Raw genomic sequence first — 21,531 nt, 5'->3', positions numbered from 1 at the left:
CAACCACAGAGATGCCACTTCCTCGTCGACGGAAGAATGGGCTCGTGCCCCCCTGGATACTTCTGATGCCGTCGACAAGAACGGACCCTACTCCCGCGAATATTTCCGCCACAAGGATTTTGAACAGCACACCGCCGCAATTCGAACCGCCACCGTCGATCTCACCGGAAGTCGACCGTGAATGAATTAAATCGTTCGGACCACATGGCGATTAGTAGTCATTTCTGACCATGTTTCACCATACGCAACGACCTCCCCCGACAGAGTCGCCGCCACACCCGCCGACCGAACGATGGAACGGCCGATTACCGCTGCGCTGCTTGCTGTTCCAGACACGTCGCACCATCCGCAACAACTCGGACATACCCTCCATTCGGCGCGGATCAACCAAACCGCCGGCCGTCGCCGCTAATCGTCGTTTCAGATCGCCGAAATCGATCGTGATCATTCCTATACAGGAGCTATACAGAACGGTGAGGCGCCCCAGAATCACACAGGACTGCGAATGTCGTTCCACCGGAGGACACCGAAGAATCGTTCACGAAGCGACGTAGATCGCTCACAATTCGAGCACTTTCAACACCAGTCACATCCGTTTCTCTTGTGTCCTTCCGGCCGACGACGCGCACCGGTCACAGACCGCCGATCGGTAAGCGGCCGATGCCAGAGGAGAGCGGGCCGGCGCAGTCGCAGAGTGGTCGACCCGCCCACTGCGAATCGCGCCCGTCCGCACCAGCACCGCCCCTGGCGCGTCGCCGGTCGACCACGGCGCACTCACACTAGGGTTGTCTGCATGGCAGGGCGCAGCATGGACTTCGACCCCATCGCCGAGGCCCGGGAGAACTGGATCGCGGCCGGCTGGGAGGACGTCGCCGACGGCATGGTGGCGGTCACCTCGGTGATGCGGGCGCATCAGATCCTGCTGGCCCGTGTGGAGGCCGCACTGCGTCCGTTCGACCTCACCTTCTCGCGCTTCGAGTTGCTACGACTCCTCGCGTTCTCGCGGCAGGGAGCGCTGCCGATCACCAAGGCGAGCGCCCGACTGCAGGTCCACGTCACGAGCGTCACGCACGCGATCCGCCGTCTCGAGGAGAGCGGGCTGGTGCGCCGGGTCCCCCACCCCACCGACGGTCGCACCACCCTCGTGCAGATCACCGACCTCGGCCGATCCACCGTCGAGGAGGCCACCACGGTGCTCAACGAGAAGGTCTTCGCCGACGTCGGCATGTCCGCCGAGGAGATGGCCGGGCTCGTGAAGGCCATCCAGTCGCTGCGAAAGCACAACGGGGATTTCTGAGCGTATGACGTTGTGCCCGCTTTCCGGGCACGACGTCATACGGAAGAGGTCGAGCCCGGAGCCGGAACCGCCTCGAGGACGGGGCACGATCGGAGCCGAGCGCCTGGCCGTCGGACTACTTCGTGACGCCGGCATCAGCGGCTGGGCCGCCGACGTCGAGGTGTGCGGGCATCTCCTCGACGTCGTGTCCGACGCCCCACGGCCGGCCGTGGAGACCGTCGGATTCGCCTGTCACCGGGACGTGGCGATTTTCCGACGCGACCGCACCAAGCGAGACGCACCCATCGGCCGGGGGACGGTCCTCGACTTCACCTGGGCCGACCTGACCGAGCATCGGCCGAGTTCGTCGAACAGGTCAAGGGCGCTCTACGACGGCTGGCCGGCCGAAAAGAGTATGACGTTGTGCCCGGAAACCGGGCACAACGTCATACAGATCCAGCGAGTGGCCGCTAGTGCAGCGTCTTGATGATCGCGCTGAAATCGAGGTCGCCGTGCTGCTCGGCGAACGCGCGGTAGAGCTGCGCGGCATGGGTGCCGAGCGGCGCCCGCGAACCGGTGCTGGCGATGGCATCCATCGCCAGGCCCAGGTCCTTGTTCATCAGCGCGGTGGCGAAGCCCGGCTTGTAGTCGTTGTTCGCCGGCGAGGTCGGGACCGGGCCCGGGACCGGGCAGTTGGTCTCGATGGCCCAGCAGTTGCCGGTCGCGCCGGTGACCACGTCGTAGAGCGCCTGGTCGGACAGGCCGAGCTTCTCGGCGAGGACGAACGCCTCGCCGACCGCGATCTGCTGGACGGCGAGCAGCATGTTGTTGCACACCTTCGCCGCCTGGCCCGCCCCGGGGCCGCCGCAGTGGATGATCTTGCCCGCCATCGGGTCGAGCGGGCCGCGAGCGGCCGAGAAGGCCTCCTCCTCACCGCCGACCATGAAGGCCAGCGTGCCCGCGGTGGCGCCCTTGACACCGCCCGAGACCGGGGCGTCGACCTGCGCGAAGCCGTGCTCGACGGCCTTGCGGTGGATCTCCCGCGCATCGTCGACCGAGATGGTCGACGAGTCGATGAAGAGCGCACCGGTCTGCGCCGCCGGCAGGACCTCGTCGTAGACCTTCTTCACGATGCCGCCGTTGGGCAGCATGGTGATCACGACCTCGGCGCCGGAGACGGCCTCGAGCGCCGCCGGGAAGGTCTCGACCCCGTTGGCCTTGGCGGCCTCGATCGCCTGGGGGACCAGGTCGAAGCCGCGCACGGTGTGTCCGGCCTTGACCAGGTTGGCCGCCATCGGGCCGCCCATGTTGCCCAGGCCGATGAAAGCAATCGTCGTCATTGTCTTTGCTCCCTAAGTGTTTGCCTGCGAAAGCCGTTGCGCCAGAGATCTGGTCGCGTCAGCTCTCCCGGTACCGCGCTGCGATCGAGCGACCGAGAACGACCCGCATGATCTCGTTGGTCCCCTCCAGGATGCGGTGCACGCGGAGGTCGCGGACGATTTTCTCGATTCCGTACTCGTTCAGGTAGCCGTAGCCGCCGTGCAGCTGCAGCGCCTTGTCGGCGACGTCGAAGCAGCTGTCGGTGACGAACCGCTTGGCCATCGCGCACTGGTCGACCTTGTCCGGGGCGTCCTCGTCGAGGGCGGTCGCGGCGTGCCACAGCATCAGTCGCGAGGTCTGCAGCGCGGTCGCCATGTCGGCGAGGGTGAAGCGGATCGTCGACTCGTCGATGAGCGCGTTGCCGAAGGCCCGACGGCTGGCGACATAGGCGGCCGCCTTGTCGAAGGCCGCCTGGGCGCCGCCGAGCGACGACGCCGCGATGTTGAGACGGCCGCCGTTGAGGCCGTTCATCGCGATGCCGAAGCCGATCCCCTCCTTCTGTGCCAGCAGGTTCTCCGCCGGCACCCGCACCTCGTCGAGGATGACCTGCGCGGTGGGCTGTGCGTTCCAGCCCATCTTGCGTTCCTGCGCACCGAAACTCAGGCCCGGCGAGTCCTTCTCCACCAGGAAGGTCGAGATGCCCTTGGGGCCGGCGTCGCCGGTGCGGGCCATGATCACGTAGAGGTCCGACGACCCCGCACCGGAGATGAACTGCTTGACGCCGGTGAGCACGTACTCGTCGCCCTGGCGCTCGGCGCGGGTCGCGAGCGCCGCCGCATCCGACCCGGCGCCAGGCTCGGTGAGGCAGTAGCTCGCGATGGTCTCCATGGTGGCCAGTCGCGGCACCCACTTGTTGCGCTGCTCGTCGGTGCCGTAGGCGTCGACCATCCAGGCGCACATGTTGTGGATGGACAGGAACGACGCCACGGCCGGATCGGCGTAGGCCAGCTGCTCGAAGATGCGGACGCCGTCGAGGCGACGCAGCCCGCTGCCGCCGACCTCGTCGGAGCAGTAGATCGCACCCATCCCCAGCTCGGCCGCCTCACGCAGCTCGTCGACCGGGAAGTGTTTGGCCGCATCCCATTCCAGCGCGTAAGGCGCCAGCTTCTTGGCCGCGAAGGCCGCCGCGGTCTCGACGATGACGCGCTCGTCACCGTCGAGCCGGGCGACCGCGGCCTCGGCAAGTGTGGTCATATCCGGCGCACTCAGTCCATGGTCGGGATGACGAACTCGGCGCCGTCCTTGATGCCGGACGGCCAGCGCGTCGTCACCGTCTTGGTCTTGGTGTAGAACTGGATCGACGCCGGGCCGTGCTGGTTGAGGTCACCGAAGCCCGAGCGCTTCCAGCCGCCGAAGGTGTAGTACGCCACCGGAACCGGGATCGGCACGTTCACGCCGACCATGCCGACGTCGACGCGCGAGGTGAAGTCGCGGGCCGCGTCGCCGTCCTGGGTGAAGATCGCGACGCCGTTGCCGTACTGGTGATCCGACGCCAGGGCGAGGGCCTCTTCGTAGTCGCCGGCGCGCACGATCGACAGGACCGGGCCGAAGATCTCGTCGGTGTAGATCGACATGTCCTTGGTGACGTGGTCGAACAGGGTCGGGCCGATGAAGAAGCCCTTCGAGATGTCCTCGTCGCCGAAGGTCTGCTCGTCGCTGGTGCGCTCGCGGCCGTCGATGACCAGCTCGGCGCCTTCCTCGACGCCCTTGCCGATGTAGCCGCGGACGCGCTCGAGGGCGGCGGCCGTGACCAGCGGGCCGTAGTCCGCCTTCGGGTCCAGGCTGTGACCGACGCGCAGGGCGTTGACACGGTCGATCAGCTTGGCGCGCAGGCGATCCGCGGTCTGCTCACCGACCGGCACCGCCACCGAGATCGCCATGCAGCGCTCACCCGCCGAGCCGTAACCTGCGCCGATGAGCGCATCGACGACCTGGTCGAGGTTGGCGTCCGGCATGATGATCATGTGGTTCTTCGCGCCGCCGAAGCACTGCGAACGCTTGCCGTGGGCGGCCGCGGTCGAGTAGATGTACTGCGCGATGTCGGAGCTGCCGACGAACCCGAGGGCCTTGACGTCCGGGTGGGTCAGCAGCGCGTCGACGGCCTCCTTGTCGCCGTGGACGACCTGGAAGACGCCATCGGGAAGCCCTGCCTCGGAGAACAATTCGGCCAGGCGGACCGGGACCGAGGGGTCGCGCTCGCTGGGCTTGAGGATGAAGGCGTTGCCGCAGGCGAGGGCCGGGCCGGCCTTCCACAGCGGGATCATGGCCGGGAAGTTGAACGGCGTGATGCCGGCGACCACACCGAGCGGCTGGCGGATCGAGTGCACGTCGATGCCGCTGCCGGCGCCCTCGGTGAACTCGCCCTTGATCAGGTGCGGGATGCCGACGGCGAACTCGATGACCTCGATGCCGCGCTGGATATCGCCGAGGGCGTCGGCGTGGGTCTTGCCGTGCTCGAGCGACAGGGTGGTGGCCAGCTCATCGGCGTTCTTGTTGACCAGGTCGATGAACCGCATCAGGACACGGGCACGACGCTGCGGGTTCCATGCGGCCCACTCCTGCTGCGCCTTCTTGGCGGTCTCGACGGCGGCGGCGACCTCGTCGGTCGAGGCCAGCGGGACCTGCGCCTGCACGGCGCCGGTGCTCGGGTTGAAGACGTCGGCGAAGCGGCCGCCCTCGGCGGGGACGCGCTTGCCGTTCAGGTAGTGCGGGATGGACGGGACAGCAGGAGCGGACACTTCAGATCACCTTTGATTCATATCGGGGGTTGTGCAGGTCTTCACAGGTCATGAGTCGAGGTCGTCGACGTCTGTAGGGGCGGCCGGGCCACCTCTCGCCGGATGCCGCGGGCGAAAGAGAGCTCCCCCTGCTCACGCCGTGACGCGGTATGGCCTCTGTCACCACATAGTAGGACATCCAAGTATTTCTTCCAACCCCTGCCCACCTGCGATTTCACGGCGGTGCGGCGGTTAGGCTAGCCTTTCGGGCGAAAAGCCGACGTCGAGAGGAGTTCTGCACATGTCGGTCGTCATCCTCTACGGAACCGAGACCGGAACGGGCGAGCTCGTCGCCGACTCGATCGCAGACGCGCTGAACCAGCACGACCCGTCGATCTACGACATGAGCGAGTTCGCCGTCGAGGACCTCGACCCGGCCGACTTCCTCGTGGTGGTCTGCTCGACCTACGGCGAGGGCGAACTGCCGACCGGCGCCGTCCCGTTCGCCGAGGAGCTCGACGCGGTCGATCCGGACCTGGCCGGCCTGCGCTTCGCCGTCTTCGGGCTCGGCGACACCGTCTACGGAGAGACCTACAACCGCGGCGGCGAGATCATCGCCGAGATGCTGACCAAGCGCGGTGCGACCCAGGTCGGCGAGCACGGCCGCCACGACGGCTCGTCGGCGGTCAAGCCGACCGCCCAGGCCGAGGAGTGGGCCGAGGGCCTCGCGGAGCTGCTCGAGAGCTAGTCTCACCAGCGACACCGCCCTGCATGCAGGGCCAAGCGTTTCAGGCCGCCGGACGTCCGGCGGCCTGATCCGTCTGTGCGGCCTCCGCGGCCACCGCCTTTTCCTCCCCGCGCACCGCGGACAGTTTCGCCAGTTCGCTGACCGCCCGGATCATGACCGCGAGCACGACCCCGAGGAACAGTGCCGTCGGGACCGAGACCTTCAGGTTCTCCCCCAGCAGCAGGACGCCCAGCACCATCGCGACCGCCGGTTCGGCAACCGTCATCGAGGGGAACGAGGTCTGCAGGTCCCCGGCCGCGAAACCCAGCTGCTGGGCCACGACGGCACCGACGACGACCAGCACGAACAGATAGATCGCGGGCTGGACGAAAGTGTGCAGGAACTCGTGGGTGACCTGATAGACGATCGCCTTCACCAGCAGCGCCGACACCCCGAAGAGGATGCCCGCCACCAGGCCGTAGAACAGGGCCTTGTAATGCGGGCTGGAGCGTTGGGCGAGCAGGACCAGCGCGATCACGAGCGCGGCGACCGAGCCGACGGTCGACCACATGAGCAGGGCGTCGGGCCGCCGCATGGACGGCTCGGGGCGCGCGACGGTCAGGAACGTCGCGACGCAGACCACCAGCACCCCGCCCCACGCCCATTCGATCCGCGCCGGATGCCGGTTATCGGCCCAGGCCTCCAACGGCAGGGCGAACAGCACCGCCAGCACGATGAGCGGCTGGACCAGCAGGATCGAGCCCAGTCCGAGCGCCGCGGCCTGCAGGGCGAAGCCGCAGAGCGCGATCGCCGCGCCGAGCCACCAGCCCCGGGTGATCGCGCCGTTGACCCTGCTCGCGCGCTGGCGGAGCACGGTCCCGGCCGCGATCAACAGCGCGGCCAGCACCGCCAGCAACGCGGGAACCCAGGTGTGCACGTCCACAAGAGTAGGGGTGTGCGGGCGGCCCCGCCGAGATGAGTGCCGGGGCGAGCGAAACGCCCGGGGGGTCTCCCGGCACTGCCGGCGGACGCACTCGTCGTACATTCGGGGTATGCGTTATCGGTCGGATCTGGAACGTCTGGCGACACTCGACGCCGCGGCGATCGAGGCGGTCTGCACCGACTGCACGACCATCGACGAGTACATCGCCTGCGCCGTCGACAAGTCGATCGAGCACGATGCCCTCGCCGACGAGTTCGAGGCGTTCGACGAGCCCGAGGAGGCCGCCTTCCTGCGGCAGGAGGCCGCGGCCTGGCGCGCGACCGCGCGGCTGCTGCGGACCGTCGCCGCCGACCCCGAGGCGCACACCGGCGAATCGGGGCGGGACCGCACGCACGGGGTCGCATGACCGGCGCCCGGACGCTCGTCCTCATGCGTCACGGCAAGTCGGGCTATCCGCCGGCCACCCGCGACCACGATCGCCCGCTCGCCGAGCGCGGCCGGCGCCAGGCCGCGCTCGCCGGCCGGTGGATGACCGACGAGGGGCTCGCCGTCGACGCGGTGCTCTGCTCGACGGCCACCCGCACCAGGCAGACCCTCGAACGCACGGGCATCGACGCGCCGGTCACCTACGTCGAGGACATCTACGGCGGTGACGCCGACGACGTCCTCGAGGCGATCCGCATCCACGCCCCGGCCGATGCGCGGACCCTGCTCGTCGTCGGCCACGAGCCCGGCATGCCGCTGACCGCGCTGGCGCTCGACCCCGACGGGACCGTCGAACGCTTCCCGACGTCGGCCTATGCGGTGGTCACCGTGTCGCAGCCCTGGGACGAGCTCGGGCTCGCCCCTGACCCGGATGCATGTCTCGTCGGCGTCCGGGTACCCCGCGAGGACTGACCACATCGGCGCCGGCGTCCCGGTGCAGAACGGAGCGCCATGCGCGAGCAGCAGCGGATCATCATCGACGCCCTCGGGGTCGTGCCGGCGATCGACCCGGAAGCCGAGATCGAGCGACGGGCGGGCTTCCTCGCCGACTACCTTCACCACACCGGAACGCGCGGATACGTCCTCGGACTGTCGGGCGGGGTGGACTCGACGCTCGCCGGGCGCCTGGCCCAGCTCGCCGTCGAGCGGGTCCGCGCCGACGGCGGCGACGCCGTGTTCGTCGGGATGCGACTCCCCTACCGCGTGCAACACGACGAGCACGACGCGCAGGCGGCCGCCGACTTCGTGTCCGCCGACGAGCTGCTGACCGTGAACATCGCCCCCGGGGTCGATGCGCTCGACGACGAGATCGCCCGGGCGACCGGCACGACCCTGACCGACTTCACCAAGGGCAACGCGAAGGCACGCCACCGGATGGTCGCGCAGTACGCGGTGGCCGGCGACCGCGGGCTGCTCGTCGTCGGCGCCGACCACGCCGCGGAGAACGTGACCGGCTTCTTCACCAAGTACGGCGACGGCGCCGCCGACGTCCTGCCGCTGGCCGGACTCACCAAACGGCAGGGCCGGGCGCTGCTGCGACATCTCGGAGCCCCCCGACAGCTGTGGGAGAAGGTGCCCACCGCCGACCTGCTCGACGAGAAGCAGGGTCAGACCGACGAGGAGGAACTCGGACTGGGCTACGACCACATCGACGACTACCTCGAGGGCCGCGAGGTGCCCGACGAGGTGGCCGAACGGATCGAGGCGGCGTGGCACCGCAACCGGCACAAGCGGACCACTCCCGTCGAGGTCGACGACACCTGGTGGCGCCCCTGAGGGCATCCCGCCACATGGCGCGGGCACTAATGTGGTCGGCGTGTCTGTCTACGCCAACGGCTTCGCCCGGGTTGCCGGTGCGGTACCGGTGCTGTCCCTCGCCGATCCGGCCGCCAATGCCGAACGCACGATCTCGATGATGCGTCGAGCCGCCGACGAGGGCGCCTGCCTGGTCGTCTTCCCCGAGATGGGGTTGTGCGGTTACAGCGCCGACGACCTCTTCCACCAGGACGCCCTGCTCGACGGCTGCCGCACCGCGCTCGCCGAGATCACCGCGGCGAGTAGAGGTCTCACGCCGCTGGTCGTCGTCGGGCTGCCGCTGCTGGTCGGGGACGGACTGTTCAACTGCGCCGCGGTGATCCGGGACGGGTCGGTCCTCGGCGTCGTCCCGAAGTCGTACCTGCCGAACTACCGCGAGTTCTACGAGCAGCGGTTCTTCTCCGCCGCTCGGGACGCGGTGCCCGACACGGTCACCATCGACGGTGAGACCGTCCCGTTCGGCAACGACCTGGTCTTCGAGGCCGACGACCTGCCGGGCTTCGCCCTGCACGTGGAGATCTGCGAGGACGGCTGGGTGGCCATCCCGCCGAGCACGTGGGCCGCGCTCGGCGGGGCCACCGTGCTGGCCAACCTGTCGGGCAGCCCGGTCACGATCGGCAAGGAGGCCTACCGCAAGAGCCTGTGCACCTCGCATTCCGCCCGCACCATCTCGGCCCACGTCTACGTCGCCGCGGGTTACGGCGAGTCGACCACCGATCTCGCCTGGGACGGCGACGCGCTCATCACCGAGAACGGGTCGCTGCTGGCGCGCAGCGAGCAGTTCGCCACCGACGACCAGATGATCTCCGCCGACATCGATCTCGACCGCCTGCGTCAGGAACGCATGCGGATGATCAGCCTGCGCGACCAGGCCGGCGACCACGCCGAGCGTCTGAAGTCGTTGCGGCGCATCAGGTTCGCGTTCGGCGACCTCCGCGTCGACGACGACGTGCTGCGCAGGGTCGTGCCCCGGTTCCCGTTCGTCCCGGCCGATTCCGCCGATCTCGACGAGCGTTGCGCCGAGGTCCGGCACATCCAGGTGCAGGGCCTGGCCCAGCGCCTTCGCTCCACCGGCATCGAGAAGATCGTCATCGGCGTGTCCGGCGGTCTCGACTCGACGCTGGCGCTGCTCGTCGCGGTCGACACCTTCGACCGGCTCGGGCTGCCGCGCGCCAACATCCTGGCCTACACCATGCCCGGTTTCGCGACCGGCGGCGCGACGCTGCGCCGGGCGCACGTGCTGATGGACTCGCTCGGGGTGAGCGGCAAGGAGATCGACATCCGTCCGTCGTGCGAGCAGATGCTCGCCGACCTGGACCACCCGTACGCGCGCGGGGAGAAGGTCTACGACGTCACCTTCGAGAACGTGCAGGCCGGGGAACGCACGTCGCACCTGTTCCGGCTCGCCAACCACCACGGCGCGCTCGTGCTGGGCACCGGTGACCTCTCCGAACTCGCGCTCGGCTGGTGCACCTACGGGGTCGGCGACCAGATGTCGCACTACAACGTCAACGGCTCGGTGCCGAAGACCCTCATCCAGCACCTCATCCGGTGGATGATCCGCAACTCCCACCACTCGCAGGAGACCACCGACGTGCTCGCCGAGATCCTCGACGACGTGATCTCCCCGGAGCTCGTCCCCGCCGGGGAGGACGGCAAGATCCAGTCCACCGAGGACACGGTCGGCCCGTACGAGTTGCACGACTTCTTCCTGTACCACGTGACCCGGTTCGGCTACCGGCCGTCGAAGGTCGCCTATCTCGCCCGGCAGGCGTGGGGCGACCGTTCCCGCGGCCCATGGTCGGAGCTGCTCGCCGAGGACAAGCGCAACGAGTACGACGCCGAGACGATCGAACATTGGCTCGGAGTCTTCCTCCGGCGCTTCATGAACAACCAGTTCAAGCGCACCGCGATGCCCAACGGCCCCAAGATCGGTTCCGGCGGCTCGCTGTCGCCGCGCGGCGACTGGCGTGCGCCGTCGGACGCGTCGGCACGGGTGTGGCTCGACGAGCTGGCCGGCGGGAGCGCCTGAGCGACACCCGCCCGCCCGGCGCCGCGGTCAGTCGCAGGCGGCGAGCAGCTGCTTGAGCTGGTCGTCGAAGGCGTTGGCGATCTTCCACGGGTCGGGTGTCTGGTCGGTGCACGCCAGGATGCCGACGTTGAGGTGCCCGTCGGCGGAGAACACGGTGATGTTCAGTCCGAGGCCCTGGAAGATCGGTCCCAGCGGGTAGACCGCGGTCACCCGAGAACCCAGGAAATACAGCGGGAAGTTCGGTCCCGCGACGTTGGAGACGAGCACGTTGAAGATCGGCGGGTGCGCCGACGCCAGCTTGCGGTCGCCGTAGAACTTCATCACCGTCGACAGCGTCGTGCCCGGCGCGAATTGCGCCCAGGACCGCAGGATGTTCGCGTCGATCTCGGCGTGGTGTTCCTTCGACGTCCGGCTGAACTCGGCCTGCTTCTCCAGGCGGATCACCGGGTCGTCGACGTCGGTGGACAGCAGCGTGAACATGCCGGTCACCTTGTTGGTCCCCTCGACGACGAGGTCGGACTCGTCGGCGCCGTGCACCGACACCGGCACCATCCCGACGATCGGGCGGTCGGGAAGTTCGTCGTGCTCGATCAGGTAGGTGCGCAACGCGCCGCCGACCAGGGAGAGGACGACGTCGTTGATCTTCACGCCGAAGTGGTTCTTCACCCGCTTCACGTCGTCGAGCGACAACTGCGCCAGGGCGATGCTGCGGTGCGGGGTGATCGGCCCGTTGAAGCGGGTCCGCGGTGCCATGAACGGCGCCGGCATCGCCGACTGCTGCTGGGCGCGACGCAACCAGCCCACCGGCACGCTGAGGGTGCGCGGGAGCAGCTTCGCCATCGCGATCGGGCGCGCGACGAAGTAGTTGAGCGCGCCGGTGGCGGCGATCGTCGCCCGCGACGGCGGGCCGGCCGACTCGCGGATCTTCTTCGGGTCCAGTTCCGGCGGATCCGGTGTGAGCGTGCACATCTGGGCCAGCATCTCCGCGCTGGTGACGCCGTCGGTGCCGGCGTGGTGCATGCGCAGCATCGCGCAGATACGGCCGGTGGACAGGCCCTCGATGATCCACAGCTCCCACAGCGGCTTGCCGCGGTCGAGCGTCTGGCCGGCGAGGTGGCCGCACAACTCGGCGACCTCGCGCTCGCCGCCGGGTGCGGGCACCGCGACGCGGTGCACGTGACGCTGGATGTCGAAGTCCTCGTCCTCGACCCACACCGGATGGTCGATGTTGAGCACCGAGTCGGCGAGCTTGCGGCGGAAGGCCGGGATCGCGGCGACGCGACGCTCCATCTCGTCTCGCAGCTTGGTGAACTCGTAGCCGCCCGGCATCGTGCTCGGATCGATCTCGACGAGGCCGATCACGTGCATCAGTTGGCTTCGCGTCTCCAGGTAGAGAAACGACGCATCGAGACCACTCAACCGCTGCATTGCACCAACCTCTCTTCCCCCGGCCGGAACCGCGGAAACCCCACGGCCATCATGCCGCACGCGGGTGGGTCCGGCGGTGCGATCGTCCCAGTCACACGTCCGGGTCGTCCCCGGATCTGCGGAAACGGCTCAGATCGGCATCGAATCGACCGTTCGGAGGACGTCCTGGGCCGGCGTCCGGAGCACGACGATCATCGCCAGCTCCCGCGCCGGGTCGTCGGTGATCTTGAATACCCCGCGACCGTTCTCGTCGATGAGACCGGTGCCGTGTCGCCACCGGACGGGGCGCGAGGTCGCCGAGGACCGCGAGTACTCGGCGTTGAGGGCATCCTTGGAGGCGAACCAGAAGACGCCGAACGGGCGGTCGACCGCACCGGCCGTGCATCGGACGACGAACACGGTGCGCACCCGACCGTTGCCCGTCTCCGACGGCCCGACCTCGTCGCGGCCGCCGGAGTACCGGCGCACGCAGCGGGCGTCGTTCCACGCGGCCACGGCGTCGGGGGCCTGTGGAAGCAGTTCGGGGAACTGCGCCACCAAGGGCGCGTACACGCCCCAACCGTTGCCGGTCCGGACCGACTTCGGTTCGCTCGGCGGCGAACTCGCGTCGCCGCGCAGGGCCACCACCCGATAGGTGTGCTCGCCGGCGGGGACGGCGACGTCCACGGCCTCGGTCTCGTCGCCGCGGTAGACGACCAGGCCGTCGTCGCGCACGAGCTGGTAACCCGACGCCCCGGACACCGGTTCCCACGACGCCACGAGCCGTCCCGACCGCTCGTCGAGCCGCAGGCCGCGTGGAGCATCCGGCACGTCCACACCGGTGAGGGCGCGCACCGAGAGGAAGGCACCGGCACCCACCAGCAGGGCTGCCACCACGACCAGCGCGACCGCCCATACCGGGACGACACGGCGCCGCGGGGCGGAGATGCCCGGGACCCTGGTCGCCATCAGATCGGCAGCCTCTTCATGAGATCGGCGGCCGCGGCCGCCGGCCGGCCGGGTACCGCGACCCAGACGACCGACCGCGCGCGGTCACCGGTGTCCTGCGCGAGGATCGCCCTCCCCTGGCCACCGGTCTCGGACAGGTACAGGGTGCCGGTATGCCCCTGAGCCGTGGTGTGCGCGGCGCCCCGGGGGTTGCGGGCCGTCAGCTCGGCGGTGGCCCGGGCCTCTTCCGGGGTGTCGTACACGTCGACGACGACCTGGTAGGCCGTCTCCCGGTCCTCCTCGTCTGCATACCGGGTGCACCAGATGGTGCGCTTGGAGGAACCGAGGGCCAGGTCGCCGTCCTCGCCCCAGCACCGCATGCCGTCGAACCCGTTGGTGGACAACGGCGTCGCGGGGATGAGGTCGTGGTAGGCGTCGGCGATCGGCTGCAGCTCGCCCCAGGTCATGAAGACGTCGACGGCCCCGGAGTTCCCGGAGAAGTCGGAGGTGCGTCCGTCCGGGGCCTGCGCCGCCACCTGATACGTGTACGTGCCCGGGATGGGCCGGGGCGCGGAGAACCTCGTGTCCGGGCCGGAGTAGATCACCTGGTCGTTCTGGGTGACGACGTAATTGGTGGCCTCGTCGACACGCCCCCACGACAGCTCGACCGCGGAGGTGGTGACCTCGGCGTCCGGCGGGTTCGGCGTCTCCAGCCCCTCCGTCGAGGTGCGCAGGACCCCCGCGCCGGCCCCGATGACCGCGGCGAGCACCACCGCGGCGACCCCGGCGGCCATCATCTTCCCCGCGCGCCGTCGCACCGGCACCGTGGTCTCCGCGGCGTCGACCGGTGTCCATCCGTGCAGGGTCTCGGGGGAGGTGCCCACGGCTCCGGGTGCGGGCGACGGCCAGGCCACCGGATCGGAGGGAGTCGCGGTGTCCCGGGCCCCGAACCCATCCTGGTCCGGCACGGACCCGGCGAGCGTCTGCCGGTTGTCGAAGGCGTCCTCGAGCGCGCGGGCGAACTCCCCGGCGCTCGGGTACCGGTCGTCGGGGTCCTTGGCCAGCGCCCTGGCCAGCACCGCGTCGACCCCCGGCGGCAGGGCCCCGTTGCGGCTCGTGGCCGCCGGCGGGTCCTCGCGGAGGTGCGCGGTCATCAGCCCGTGCAACGAGGTTGCCTCGAACGGCGGTGCGCCGGTGAGCAGTTCGAAGGCCGTCGCACCCAACGAGTAGATGTCGCTGCGGGCGTCCACCCGGCGTCCCTCGATCTGCTCGGGCGACGCGTAGTGCATCGTGCCGATCGTGATGCCGTCGCCGGTCAGGTTGGTCACCTCGTCGATCACCTGCGCGATGCCGAAGTCGGTGACCTTCACCGCGTCGGGGACGAAGAACCCGCTCGGCGCCGCGGCATCGGCGGCGCCCGGGGTGACGAGGATGTTCGCCGGTTTGATGTCGCGATGCATGATGCCGCGGCGGTGCGCGGCGTCGAGACCGGCGGCCGCGCCCGAGACGATCAGGCAGGCCAGATGCGGCTCGAGCGGGGCGTCGGCGGCCAGCATCCGGGCGGCGTCGGTGCCGGGGACGTACTCCATCGCGATCCACAGCTGGTCGTCGAACACACCGCGGTCGTACACCGCGACGACATTGGGGTGGTTCAACGGCGCGACGACGTCGGCCTCCCGCTCGAAACGGGCCCGGAACACCGGGTCGGTCGCATGGGCCGACCGCAGGACCTTGAGCGCGTCGGCGCGCGGCAGCCGCGGATGGGCCGCCTTGTACACGTCCCCCATGCCCCCGCGCCCGAGCACGTCGAGAACCCGGTAGCCCGCGATCAGGTCTCCTACCTGGTACATGACGTCCTCACCGATATCCCCGGGTGTTATTTGCCGGTGCGGCAGTTGCGTAGGCCGCAAATGCTACCGAGTCCGCCGAAAACCGGACGAGGACACCGGTCCGGTCCATAGGATCGGCCCCGATGGAATCCACCGAGAATCAGCAGACGTTCACCGCCGCCGAGCTCGACGAGGCGTTCGCCCGGTTCCAGCGCACGGTGGCCGAGGTCGCCGAGACCGGCGACTGGGACCGCTACGCCGACCTGTTCACGGTCGATGCCGACTTCGTCGAGCATGCGCTGGGAACCCTCAAGGGTCGCGAGGAGATCCGCGCCTGGGCGTGGAAGACGATGACCGCGTTCCCCGGCAGCCACATGACGGGTTTCCCGTCGTTGTGGCACGTGGTCGACGCCCCGACCGGCCGCGTGATCTGCGAGGTCGACAACCCCATGCGCGACCCCGGGGACGGCAGCGTGATCACCGCCACCAACATCACGATCCTCACCTATGCCGGGGACGGGCTGTGGAGCCGCGAGGAGGACGTCTACAACCCGCTGGAGTTCGGGCGGGCGGCGATGCGGTGGTGTGAGAAGGCCCGCGAACACGGTCGGCTCGACGAGGCCGCCGCCGCGTGGATGGAGACCACCGGCGCGATGTTCGCCCGTCGCCGCTGACCTGCACGCGCCCCGGTCCCCCGACGCCGCGGCCGCCAGGACCTCCCTGGTCGGACCGCCCGCAGGACGTGACGCAGGCCACTGAGAGCGGCAGTAACATCGGGACTGCGCGGGCGCGACAGCCATGCCGACGGACTTGGGACAGAACCTTCGGTGCCGTAGGCTAGAGCTTTGACCAGTGGCGTCAGATTCGGCCTGGCAAGGTCCGGCGCCCCACGGTTCGCCGAGTCGGGACCGCACGTCCCGACGACGTCGGGGCTCTCTCCGCACGTCGGCGACGCCGCGACCGTGGAGACACATTGACGAGACACGTACGACATACGCGGACACCGTTCGGAGGACATCTATGGCACGGCTGCTGACGCAACTCGAGCTTCTCAAGGAGCTCGAGCCCGTCGCGGAGGAGAACGTCAACCGTCACCTCAAGATCGCGAAGGACTGGAACCCGCACGACTACGTCCCGTGGGACGAGGGCCGCAACTTCGCCGCCCTCGGCGGCGTCGACTACGACCCCGAGCAGTCGGAGCTCTCCGACGTGGCCAAGGCCGCGATGATCACGAACCTGCTGACCGAGGACAACCTGCCCTCGTACCACCGGGTCATCGCCGACAACTTCTCGATGGACTCCGCCTGGGGCCACTGGGTGGGTCGCTGGACGGCCGAGGAGAACCGCCACGGCATCGTCATGCGCGACTACCTCGTCGTCACCCGCGGCGTCGATCCGGTCGCCCTCGAAGAGGCGCGGATGATCCACATGACCAACGGCTACGACCCGATGCTCGCCGCCGCCGGACGCGTCGACGAACTCGAGGAGCACGCCGACGACCTCGGTCTGCTGCACTCGGTCGCGTACGTGACCTTCCAGGAGCTCGCCACCCGCGTCAGCCACCGCAACACGGGCAAGGCCTGCAACGATCCGGTCGCCGACAAGATGCTGCAGCGCATCGCCGCCGACGAGAACCTGCACATGATCTTCTACCGCAACATCTGCGGTGCGGGCTTCGACATCGCGCCCGACCAGACGCTGCGCGCGGTCACCGACATCGTCACCAACTTCCAGATGCCCGGCGCCGGCATGCCGAACTTCCGCCGCCACGGCGTCCTCATGGCCAAGCACGGGATCTACGACCTGCGCCAGCACCTCGAAGAGGTCGTCATGCCGGTCCTGCGCAAGTGGAAGGTCTTCGAGCGCGACGACTTCACCTCCGAGGGCGAGAAGACCCGAGAGGAGCTCGCCGCCTTCCTCGAGCAGCTCGAGAAGGACACGATCCGCTTCGAGGAGATGCGCGACCGTTCGCTCGCCCGCGAGGCCAAGAAGCGGGAGCAGCAGGCATCCTGAGCACGACCGTCTCCAGCCGACCGGCGCCTTCGGACTCCGAGGGCGCCGGTTCGCTGCATCCCACCGAAACCCCGGCCACCGGCGCCATCACCACCGAGAAGCTGCGCATCGGGTCGATCGAACTGGCCAGTCCCGTGGTGCTCGCGCCGATGGCCGGCGTCACCAACGTCGCGTTCCGCACCCTGTGCCGTGAACTCGAACTCGCGCGCACCGGCACCGTGTCGGGCCTGTACGTCTGCGAGATGGTGACCGCGCGGGCCCTGGTGGAGCGCCACCCGGTGACGATGCACATGACCACCTTCGGCCCGGACGAGAACCCGCGGTCGATGCAGCTGTACACGGTCGATCCCAAGTGGACCTACGAGGCGGCCAAGATGATCGTCGAGGAGAACCTCGCCGATCACATCGACATGAACTTCGGCTGCCCGGTCCCGAAGGTCACCCGCAAGGGCGGCGGCTCGGCCATCCCCTACAAGCGGACCCTCTTCCGCAAGATCGTCGCCGCCGCGGTGCGGGCGACGGAGGGCACCGACATCCCGGTGACGGTCAAGTTCCGCATCGGCATCGACGACGAACACCGCACCCATCTCGACGCGGGCCGGATCGCCGCCGAGGAGGGCGCAGCCGCGGTCGCGCTGCATGCGCGCACCGCCTCGCAGCGGTACTCGGGGCAGGCCGACTGGGACGAGATCGCCAGGCTGAAGGAGCACGTGACCTCGGTGCCGGTGCTCGGCAACGGCGACATCTTCGAACCCGCCGACGCGGTGGCGATGATGAGGCAGACCGGATGCGACGGCGTCGTCGTCGGCCGCGGCTGCCTCGGCCGGCCGTGGCTGTTCGCCGAGCTGGCCGCCGAGCTGAACGGCCTCGCCGCCCCTGAGCCCCCGAATCTCGGCGAGGTCGCCGAGATCATGGTCCGGCACTGCGAGCTCCTCGTCGAGCACCACGGCGAGGACAAGGGCTGCCGCGAGATCCGCAAGCACGTCGCGTGGTACCTGCGCGGCTTCCCCGCCGGCTCGGAGGTCCGCCGCCGGATGGCGCTGGTCAAGAGCGTCGACGAACTGCGCGAACTGCTCGCCGAACTCCCCGCCGACGCCCCGTTCCCCCGGGACGGGCACGGCCCGCGCGGCCGCCAGGGTTCCCCGGCCAAGGTCGCGCTGCCCGAGGGCTGGCTCGACGACCCGTACGAGGACGTCGTTCCCGCCGGCGCCGAGGTCATGCACTCCGGCGGCTGAAACGATCTGCGAAAACCGTCACAACGCGCATCTGGCTGAGGCCTCTTCTCAGGTGTGATCAGTAGTATGGCGCGGAGGTCCCGGCCACCGGGTCCACGCAGTCCTGCGCCCGCCGCCACGCACAGCCCCGACGTGCGGTGACGCGCCATCGAGCCTCGGGGCATGAGGAACGTGCATTGAGTCGTTGGACATCGGGACCGGACGAACCGGACGCGGCCGACGGGACCAACAGGTCTCGGCGAGGCCGTCGTGCCGCACGTCCGAGTGATGGCAACGACCGCCGTCCCCGGATCGACCCGAACGCCCAGGGCACCGGCACCCAGACGCCCGGCGCAAGTGCGCATGCGAGCCTGCGCGAGCCCCGGTCCACCGACCGCTTCGTCCGCGGCCGCACCCGTCTGACCGTCCGCGAGCTGATGGAGCAGATGGAGGCCGAGGGAGCCGCCCAGGCCGGCGACGCAGGCGCCCCGCGCGCAACCGAGCGCCCACGCCGTCCCAATGTCCCGAACCCCCCGGTCACGCGCGGGCGCTCGCGGCGCTTCACCCCGTCGGCGTCCGGCCCCGGCGACCGTCCGACCCCGCGTCGCGACCCCCGCCAGCCCGCCGCCGACGACCGGCCCACCGAGGTCCACCGCTTCGACAACGAGGTCACCCAGAAGATCCCGACGATCTCCTCGTCCGGTGAGACCCCGCCCGATCTGTCCGACCGCGCGACCGCGCAGCGCGCCATCGAGGAGTCCCGCGCGCAGGACGCGCCGATCCCGGCCGAACCGGTCCCGTCCGGAACCACCCCCACGCCGCCCGCACCGAAGGTCCCGCGCGAACCGCTGGAGCCCACCCCGGACCTGACGGGCCCGCTGAACCTGCGGTCAGGGCCGCGGCGCCTCGACCCCCCGCGCGAGGACCGCAAGCGTTCGCTCCTCCGCAAGACCACCGCCACCGGCCGGGTCCTGGTGGCGCTCGCCTGCGTCACCGCGCTGGTCGGCACCGGTTTCGTCTGGGGCTACCTGAAGTCGTGGAACGGCAACTGGCGCAACGTCACCGCCGTCGACCCCGAGGACAAGAACATCCGCAACAAGGATGCGCAGACCGGCGACGAGACCTATCTGATCGTCGGCACCGACACACGCGGCGGCCAGAACTCGAAGGTCGGCGCGGGCACCACCGCCGACGCCGAGGGCGCCCGGTCGGACACCGTCATCCTGGTGAACGTGCCGGCCAACCGCGAGCGCGTCGTGGCGGTCTCGTTCCCGCGCGACCTGCAGGTGGATCGTCCCGAGTGCAACTCGTGGGACAACGAGACCGGCAAGTACGGCGAGGAGATGCCGGCCGAGGACAACGTCAAGCTCAACAGCGTCTACTTCTACGGCGGGCCGCAGTGCCTGGTCCGCGTGATCACGCAGATGAGCGGCCTGAACATCAACCACTTCATCGGGATGGACTTCTACGGGTTCGAGAAGGTGGTCCGTGCCATCGGCGGCGTGGAGGTCTGCTCGCCCGTTCCGCTGTACGACTACGAGATCGGGCACATCCTGCGCAAGCCCGGCAAGCAGAAGCTGACCGGACGCCGCGCGCTCAACTACGTCCGCGCCCGCAACATCGCCACCGAGGGCAACGGCGACTACGGCCGCATCAAGCGCCAGCAGCTGTTCATGTCGTCGCTGCTGCGGTCGACGCTGTCGGGCGACGTGCTCAAGAACCCGAACAAGCTCAACAGCATCGTCAACACCTTCATCGAGTACAGCTACGTCGACGGCGTGGACACGCAGTCGCTGATCGATCTCGCCGAGTCGATGCAGGGCATCGACGCCGGGCGGGTCACCTTCCTGACCATCCCGACCTCCGGCACCTCGGAGGACGGGCAGAACAACGAGATCCCGCGCACCGACGACATCGACGCCATCTTCAACGCGATCATCGACGACCTGCCGCTGCCGGGTGAGAAGAAGGCCGAGAAGACCCCGCCGTCCAAGGCACCGTCGTCGAAGGCCACCACGTCGAAGGCCCCGGCCGGCCCGTCGCGCAAGAGCTCGACCGACACCGTCGGCCAGATCACCGCGACCGCGCAGAACCCTGCGAATGTGGGCGTCCGGGTGCTCAACGGCACCTCGACCGCCGGCCTCGCCTCCGAGGTCTCCGACCGTCTGACGCCCTACGGCTTCGACGTGCGCGGCGTCGCCGATGCGTCGGAGAACCGCGACGACACCGTCGTCCGTTACGGCGTCGGCCAGCAGGCGGCGGCCGCGACGCTGGCCAAGATGTTCCCGGGCGCCGAGATCCAGTTCGACCGGACGGTGAAGTCTGGTGTCGAGGTGATCCTCGGCTCGGACTTCGGCGGCGATCTGGGCGCGGTTCCCGACACCGGCGCGACGATCAACGTCGAACAGCTCGCACCGGCGGAGAACACCGGCGACCTGCCCAACGACCTCGCGGTCACCAACGCCGGCGACACGACCTGCACCTAGCGGCAGGCGCCGTCTCGACTCCGGCCGCGTGATGTCGATCCGCGGGCACCGGACGTTCATCCCGCGTTCATCGAGGTCACGTATCCTGAGCGTCATGCGTACCGCCTACCAAGAGCAACTCGAAGCGCTGACCGCCGTCCTAGGCGAGATGTGCGAGCTCGCAGGGGTCGCGATGGCGCGTGCCACGCAGGCGCTGCTCCAGGCCGATCTCACCATCGCCGAGGAGGTGATCAGCGACAGCGAGCGTATGACGCAGCTGTCGGCGCGCGCCGAGGAACAGTCCTTCGCCCTGCTCGCCCTGCAGGCGCCGGTCGCGGGCGATCTGCGCGGGGTGGTCAGCGGTTTCCAGATCGTCGCCGACGCCGACCGCATGGGTGCGCTGGCGCTGCACGTCGCGAAGGTCGCACGACGCCGGCACCCGGCGAAGGCACTTCCCGAAGAGGTCAACGGCTACTTCGCCGAGATGGGTCGACTGGCCGTCGCACTCGCCAAGAGCGCCCACGAGGTGTTGGTCACCCGCGACCCGCAGGCGGCGCTGCGGCTGCAGGAGGACGATGATGCGATGGACGACCTGCATCGCCACCTGTTCACCGTCCTGATGGACCGCGAGTGGCAGCACGGGGTCGCGGCCGCGGTCGACGTGACCCTGCTCGGCCGCTACTACGAGCGTTTCGCCGACCACGCCGTCCTCATCGGGCGGCGCGTGGTCTTCACGGCGACGGGCAAGACCCCCGAGCAGTGCCGCGGCATCGGCTAGAC

Annotated in this window: 19 protein-coding genes; 11 read left to right on the top strand and 8 right to left on the bottom strand. The window is 69.4% G+C overall.

Translation table 11 applies throughout. From position 1 onward, the window contains the following. Positions 1–235: 235 nt before the first annotated feature. Positions 236–448, bottom strand: a complete 213-nt coding sequence (locus tag GP2_RS21600) for a hypothetical protein (protein WP_131734019.1) — start codon at positions 446–448, stop codon at positions 236–238. A 345-nt stretch (positions 449–793) separates the two neighbouring features. On the opposite strand from GP2_RS21600, the gene GP2_RS04355 reads away from it, so the two are divergent. Continuing rightward, the gene (locus GP2_RS04355; RefSeq protein ID WP_006899256.1) at positions 794–1,297 is read left to right on the top strand and encodes a MarR family transcriptional regulator; all 504 of its coding nucleotides are present in this window, start codon (positions 794–796) and stop codon (positions 1,295–1,297) included. A gap of 449 nt (positions 1,298–1,746) precedes the next feature. Here GP2_RS04355 and mmsB read toward each other — a convergent pair whose 3' ends face one another. Genes mmsB through GP2_RS04335 form a run of 3 tightly spaced genes read right to left on the bottom strand, consistent with a single transcriptional unit; the run spans position 1,747 to position 5,394 of the window. Beyond that, positions 1,747–2,616 carry a 3-hydroxyisobutyrate dehydrogenase gene (gene mmsB / locus GP2_RS04345; RefSeq protein WP_006899254.1) on the bottom strand — a complete coding sequence of 290 codons (870 nt, stop codon included), beginning with the start codon at positions 2,614–2,616 and terminating at the stop codon, positions 1,747–1,749. Positions 2,617–2,674: 58 nt separating this feature from the next. Beyond that, entirely contained in the window at positions 2,675–3,850 is a 1,176-nt protein-coding gene (locus GP2_RS04340) for an acyl-CoA dehydrogenase family protein (protein WP_006899253.1), read from the bottom strand. A gap of 11 nt (positions 3,851–3,861) precedes the next feature. Further along, positions 3,862–5,394, bottom strand: coding sequence for a CoA-acylating methylmalonate-semialdehyde dehydrogenase (locus GP2_RS04335; protein WP_006899252.1), 1,533 nt, complete (start codon positions 5,392–5,394; stop codon positions 3,862–3,864). A gap of 280 nt (positions 5,395–5,674) precedes the next feature. Between GP2_RS04335 and GP2_RS04330 the strand changes: the two genes are divergently transcribed. Next, entirely contained in the window at positions 5,675–6,121 is a 447-nt protein-coding gene (locus tag GP2_RS04330; RefSeq protein ID WP_006899251.1) for a flavodoxin domain-containing protein, read from the top strand. A gap of 40 nt (positions 6,122–6,161) precedes the next feature. Here GP2_RS04330 and GP2_RS04325 read toward each other — a convergent pair whose 3' ends face one another. Continuing rightward, entirely contained in the window at positions 6,162–7,037 is an 876-nt protein-coding gene (locus tag GP2_RS04325; protein WP_040526417.1) for a DMT family transporter, read from the bottom strand. Between the two features lie 115 nt (positions 7,038–7,152). Between GP2_RS04325 and GP2_RS04320 the strand changes: the two genes are divergently transcribed. From GP2_RS04320 to GP2_RS04305, 4 genes are read left to right on the top strand one after another with little or no spacing between them, the layout of a single operon-like run. Then, positions 7,153–7,449, top strand: a complete 297-nt coding sequence (locus GP2_RS04320; RefSeq protein WP_006899249.1) for a hypothetical protein — start codon at positions 7,153–7,155, stop codon at positions 7,447–7,449. Next, a complete protein-coding gene (locus GP2_RS04315; RefSeq protein WP_006899248.1) occupies positions 7,446–7,940 on the top strand; it encodes a SixA phosphatase family protein in 495 nt (164 codons plus the stop codon). The genes GP2_RS04320 and GP2_RS04315 overlap by 4 nt, the downstream gene beginning before the upstream one ends. A 39-nt stretch (positions 7,941–7,979) precedes the next feature. Continuing rightward, entirely contained in the window at positions 7,980–8,804 is an 825-nt protein-coding gene (gene nadE / locus GP2_RS04310; RefSeq protein ID WP_006899247.1) for an NAD(+) synthase, read from the top strand. Between the two features lie 40 nt (positions 8,805–8,844). Next, positions 8,845–10,875 carry an NAD(+) synthase gene (locus GP2_RS04305; protein ID WP_040526416.1) on the top strand — a complete coding sequence of 677 codons (2,031 nt, stop codon included), beginning with the start codon at positions 8,845–8,847 and terminating at the stop codon, positions 10,873–10,875. Positions 10,876–10,902: 27 nt separating this feature from the next. On the opposite strand, the gene GP2_RS04300 is transcribed toward GP2_RS04305, so the two are convergent. The 3 genes from GP2_RS04300 to GP2_RS04290 all read right to left on the bottom strand — a co-directional run bounded on the left by GP2_RS04300 (position 10,903) and on the right by GP2_RS04290 (position 15,080). Beyond that, positions 10,903–12,303, bottom strand: coding sequence for a WS/DGAT/MGAT family O-acyltransferase (locus GP2_RS04300; RefSeq protein WP_006899245.1), 1,401 nt, complete (start codon positions 12,301–12,303; stop codon positions 10,903–10,905). Between the two features lie 129 nt (positions 12,304–12,432). Then, on the bottom strand, positions 12,433–13,251 hold the full coding sequence (locus GP2_RS04295) for a fibronectin type III domain-containing protein (RefSeq protein ID WP_006899244.1): 819 nt from the start codon (positions 13,249–13,251) through the stop codon (positions 12,433–12,435). Beyond that, positions 13,251–15,080 carry a serine/threonine-protein kinase gene (locus GP2_RS04290; RefSeq protein WP_006899243.1) on the bottom strand — a complete coding sequence of 610 codons (1,830 nt, stop codon included), beginning with the start codon at positions 15,078–15,080 and terminating at the stop codon, positions 13,251–13,253. Before GP2_RS04290 ends, GP2_RS04295 begins: the two co-directional genes overlap by 1 nt. Positions 15,081–15,202: 122 nt before the next feature. Here GP2_RS04290 and GP2_RS04285 point away from each other — a divergent pair, with 122 nt between their 5' ends. From GP2_RS04285 to phoU, 5 genes are all read left to right on the top strand, one after another. Continuing rightward, entirely contained in the window at positions 15,203–15,733 is a 531-nt protein-coding gene (locus tag GP2_RS04285; protein ID WP_006899242.1) for a nuclear transport factor 2 family protein, read from the top strand. 346 nt (positions 15,734–16,079) lie between these two features. Further along, complete coding sequence (locus tag GP2_RS04280; protein WP_006899241.1) at positions 16,080–17,072, top strand: acyl-ACP desaturase; 993 nt, start codon at positions 16,080–16,082, stop codon at positions 17,070–17,072. Positions 17,073–17,125: 53 nt separating this feature from the next. Then, positions 17,126–18,307: a tRNA dihydrouridine synthase DusB gene (dusB, locus tag GP2_RS04275; protein ID WP_174320695.1), complete on the top strand. Its 1,182-nt coding sequence runs from the start codon at positions 17,126–17,128 to the stop codon at positions 18,305–18,307. A 176-nt stretch (positions 18,308–18,483) separates the two neighbouring features. Further along, the gene (locus GP2_RS04270; RefSeq protein ID WP_006899239.1) at positions 18,484–20,772 is read left to right on the top strand and encodes an LCP family protein; all 2,289 of its coding nucleotides are present in this window, start codon (positions 18,484–18,486) and stop codon (positions 20,770–20,772) included. 94 nt (positions 20,773–20,866) lie between these two features. Then, positions 20,867–21,529 (top strand): phosphate signaling complex protein PhoU, encoded by a 663-nt coding sequence (gene phoU / locus GP2_RS04265; RefSeq protein WP_006899238.1) that lies wholly within the window; start codon positions 20,867–20,869, stop codon positions 21,527–21,529. Positions 21,530–21,531: the final 2 nt, after the last annotated feature.

The organism is Gordonia paraffinivorans NBRC 108238 (assembly GCF_000344155.1).
Classification (GTDB): domain Bacteria; phylum Actinomycetota; class Actinomycetes; order Mycobacteriales; family Mycobacteriaceae; genus Gordonia; species Gordonia paraffinivorans.
This window is presented reverse-complemented; position numbering and strand designations above follow the sequence as displayed.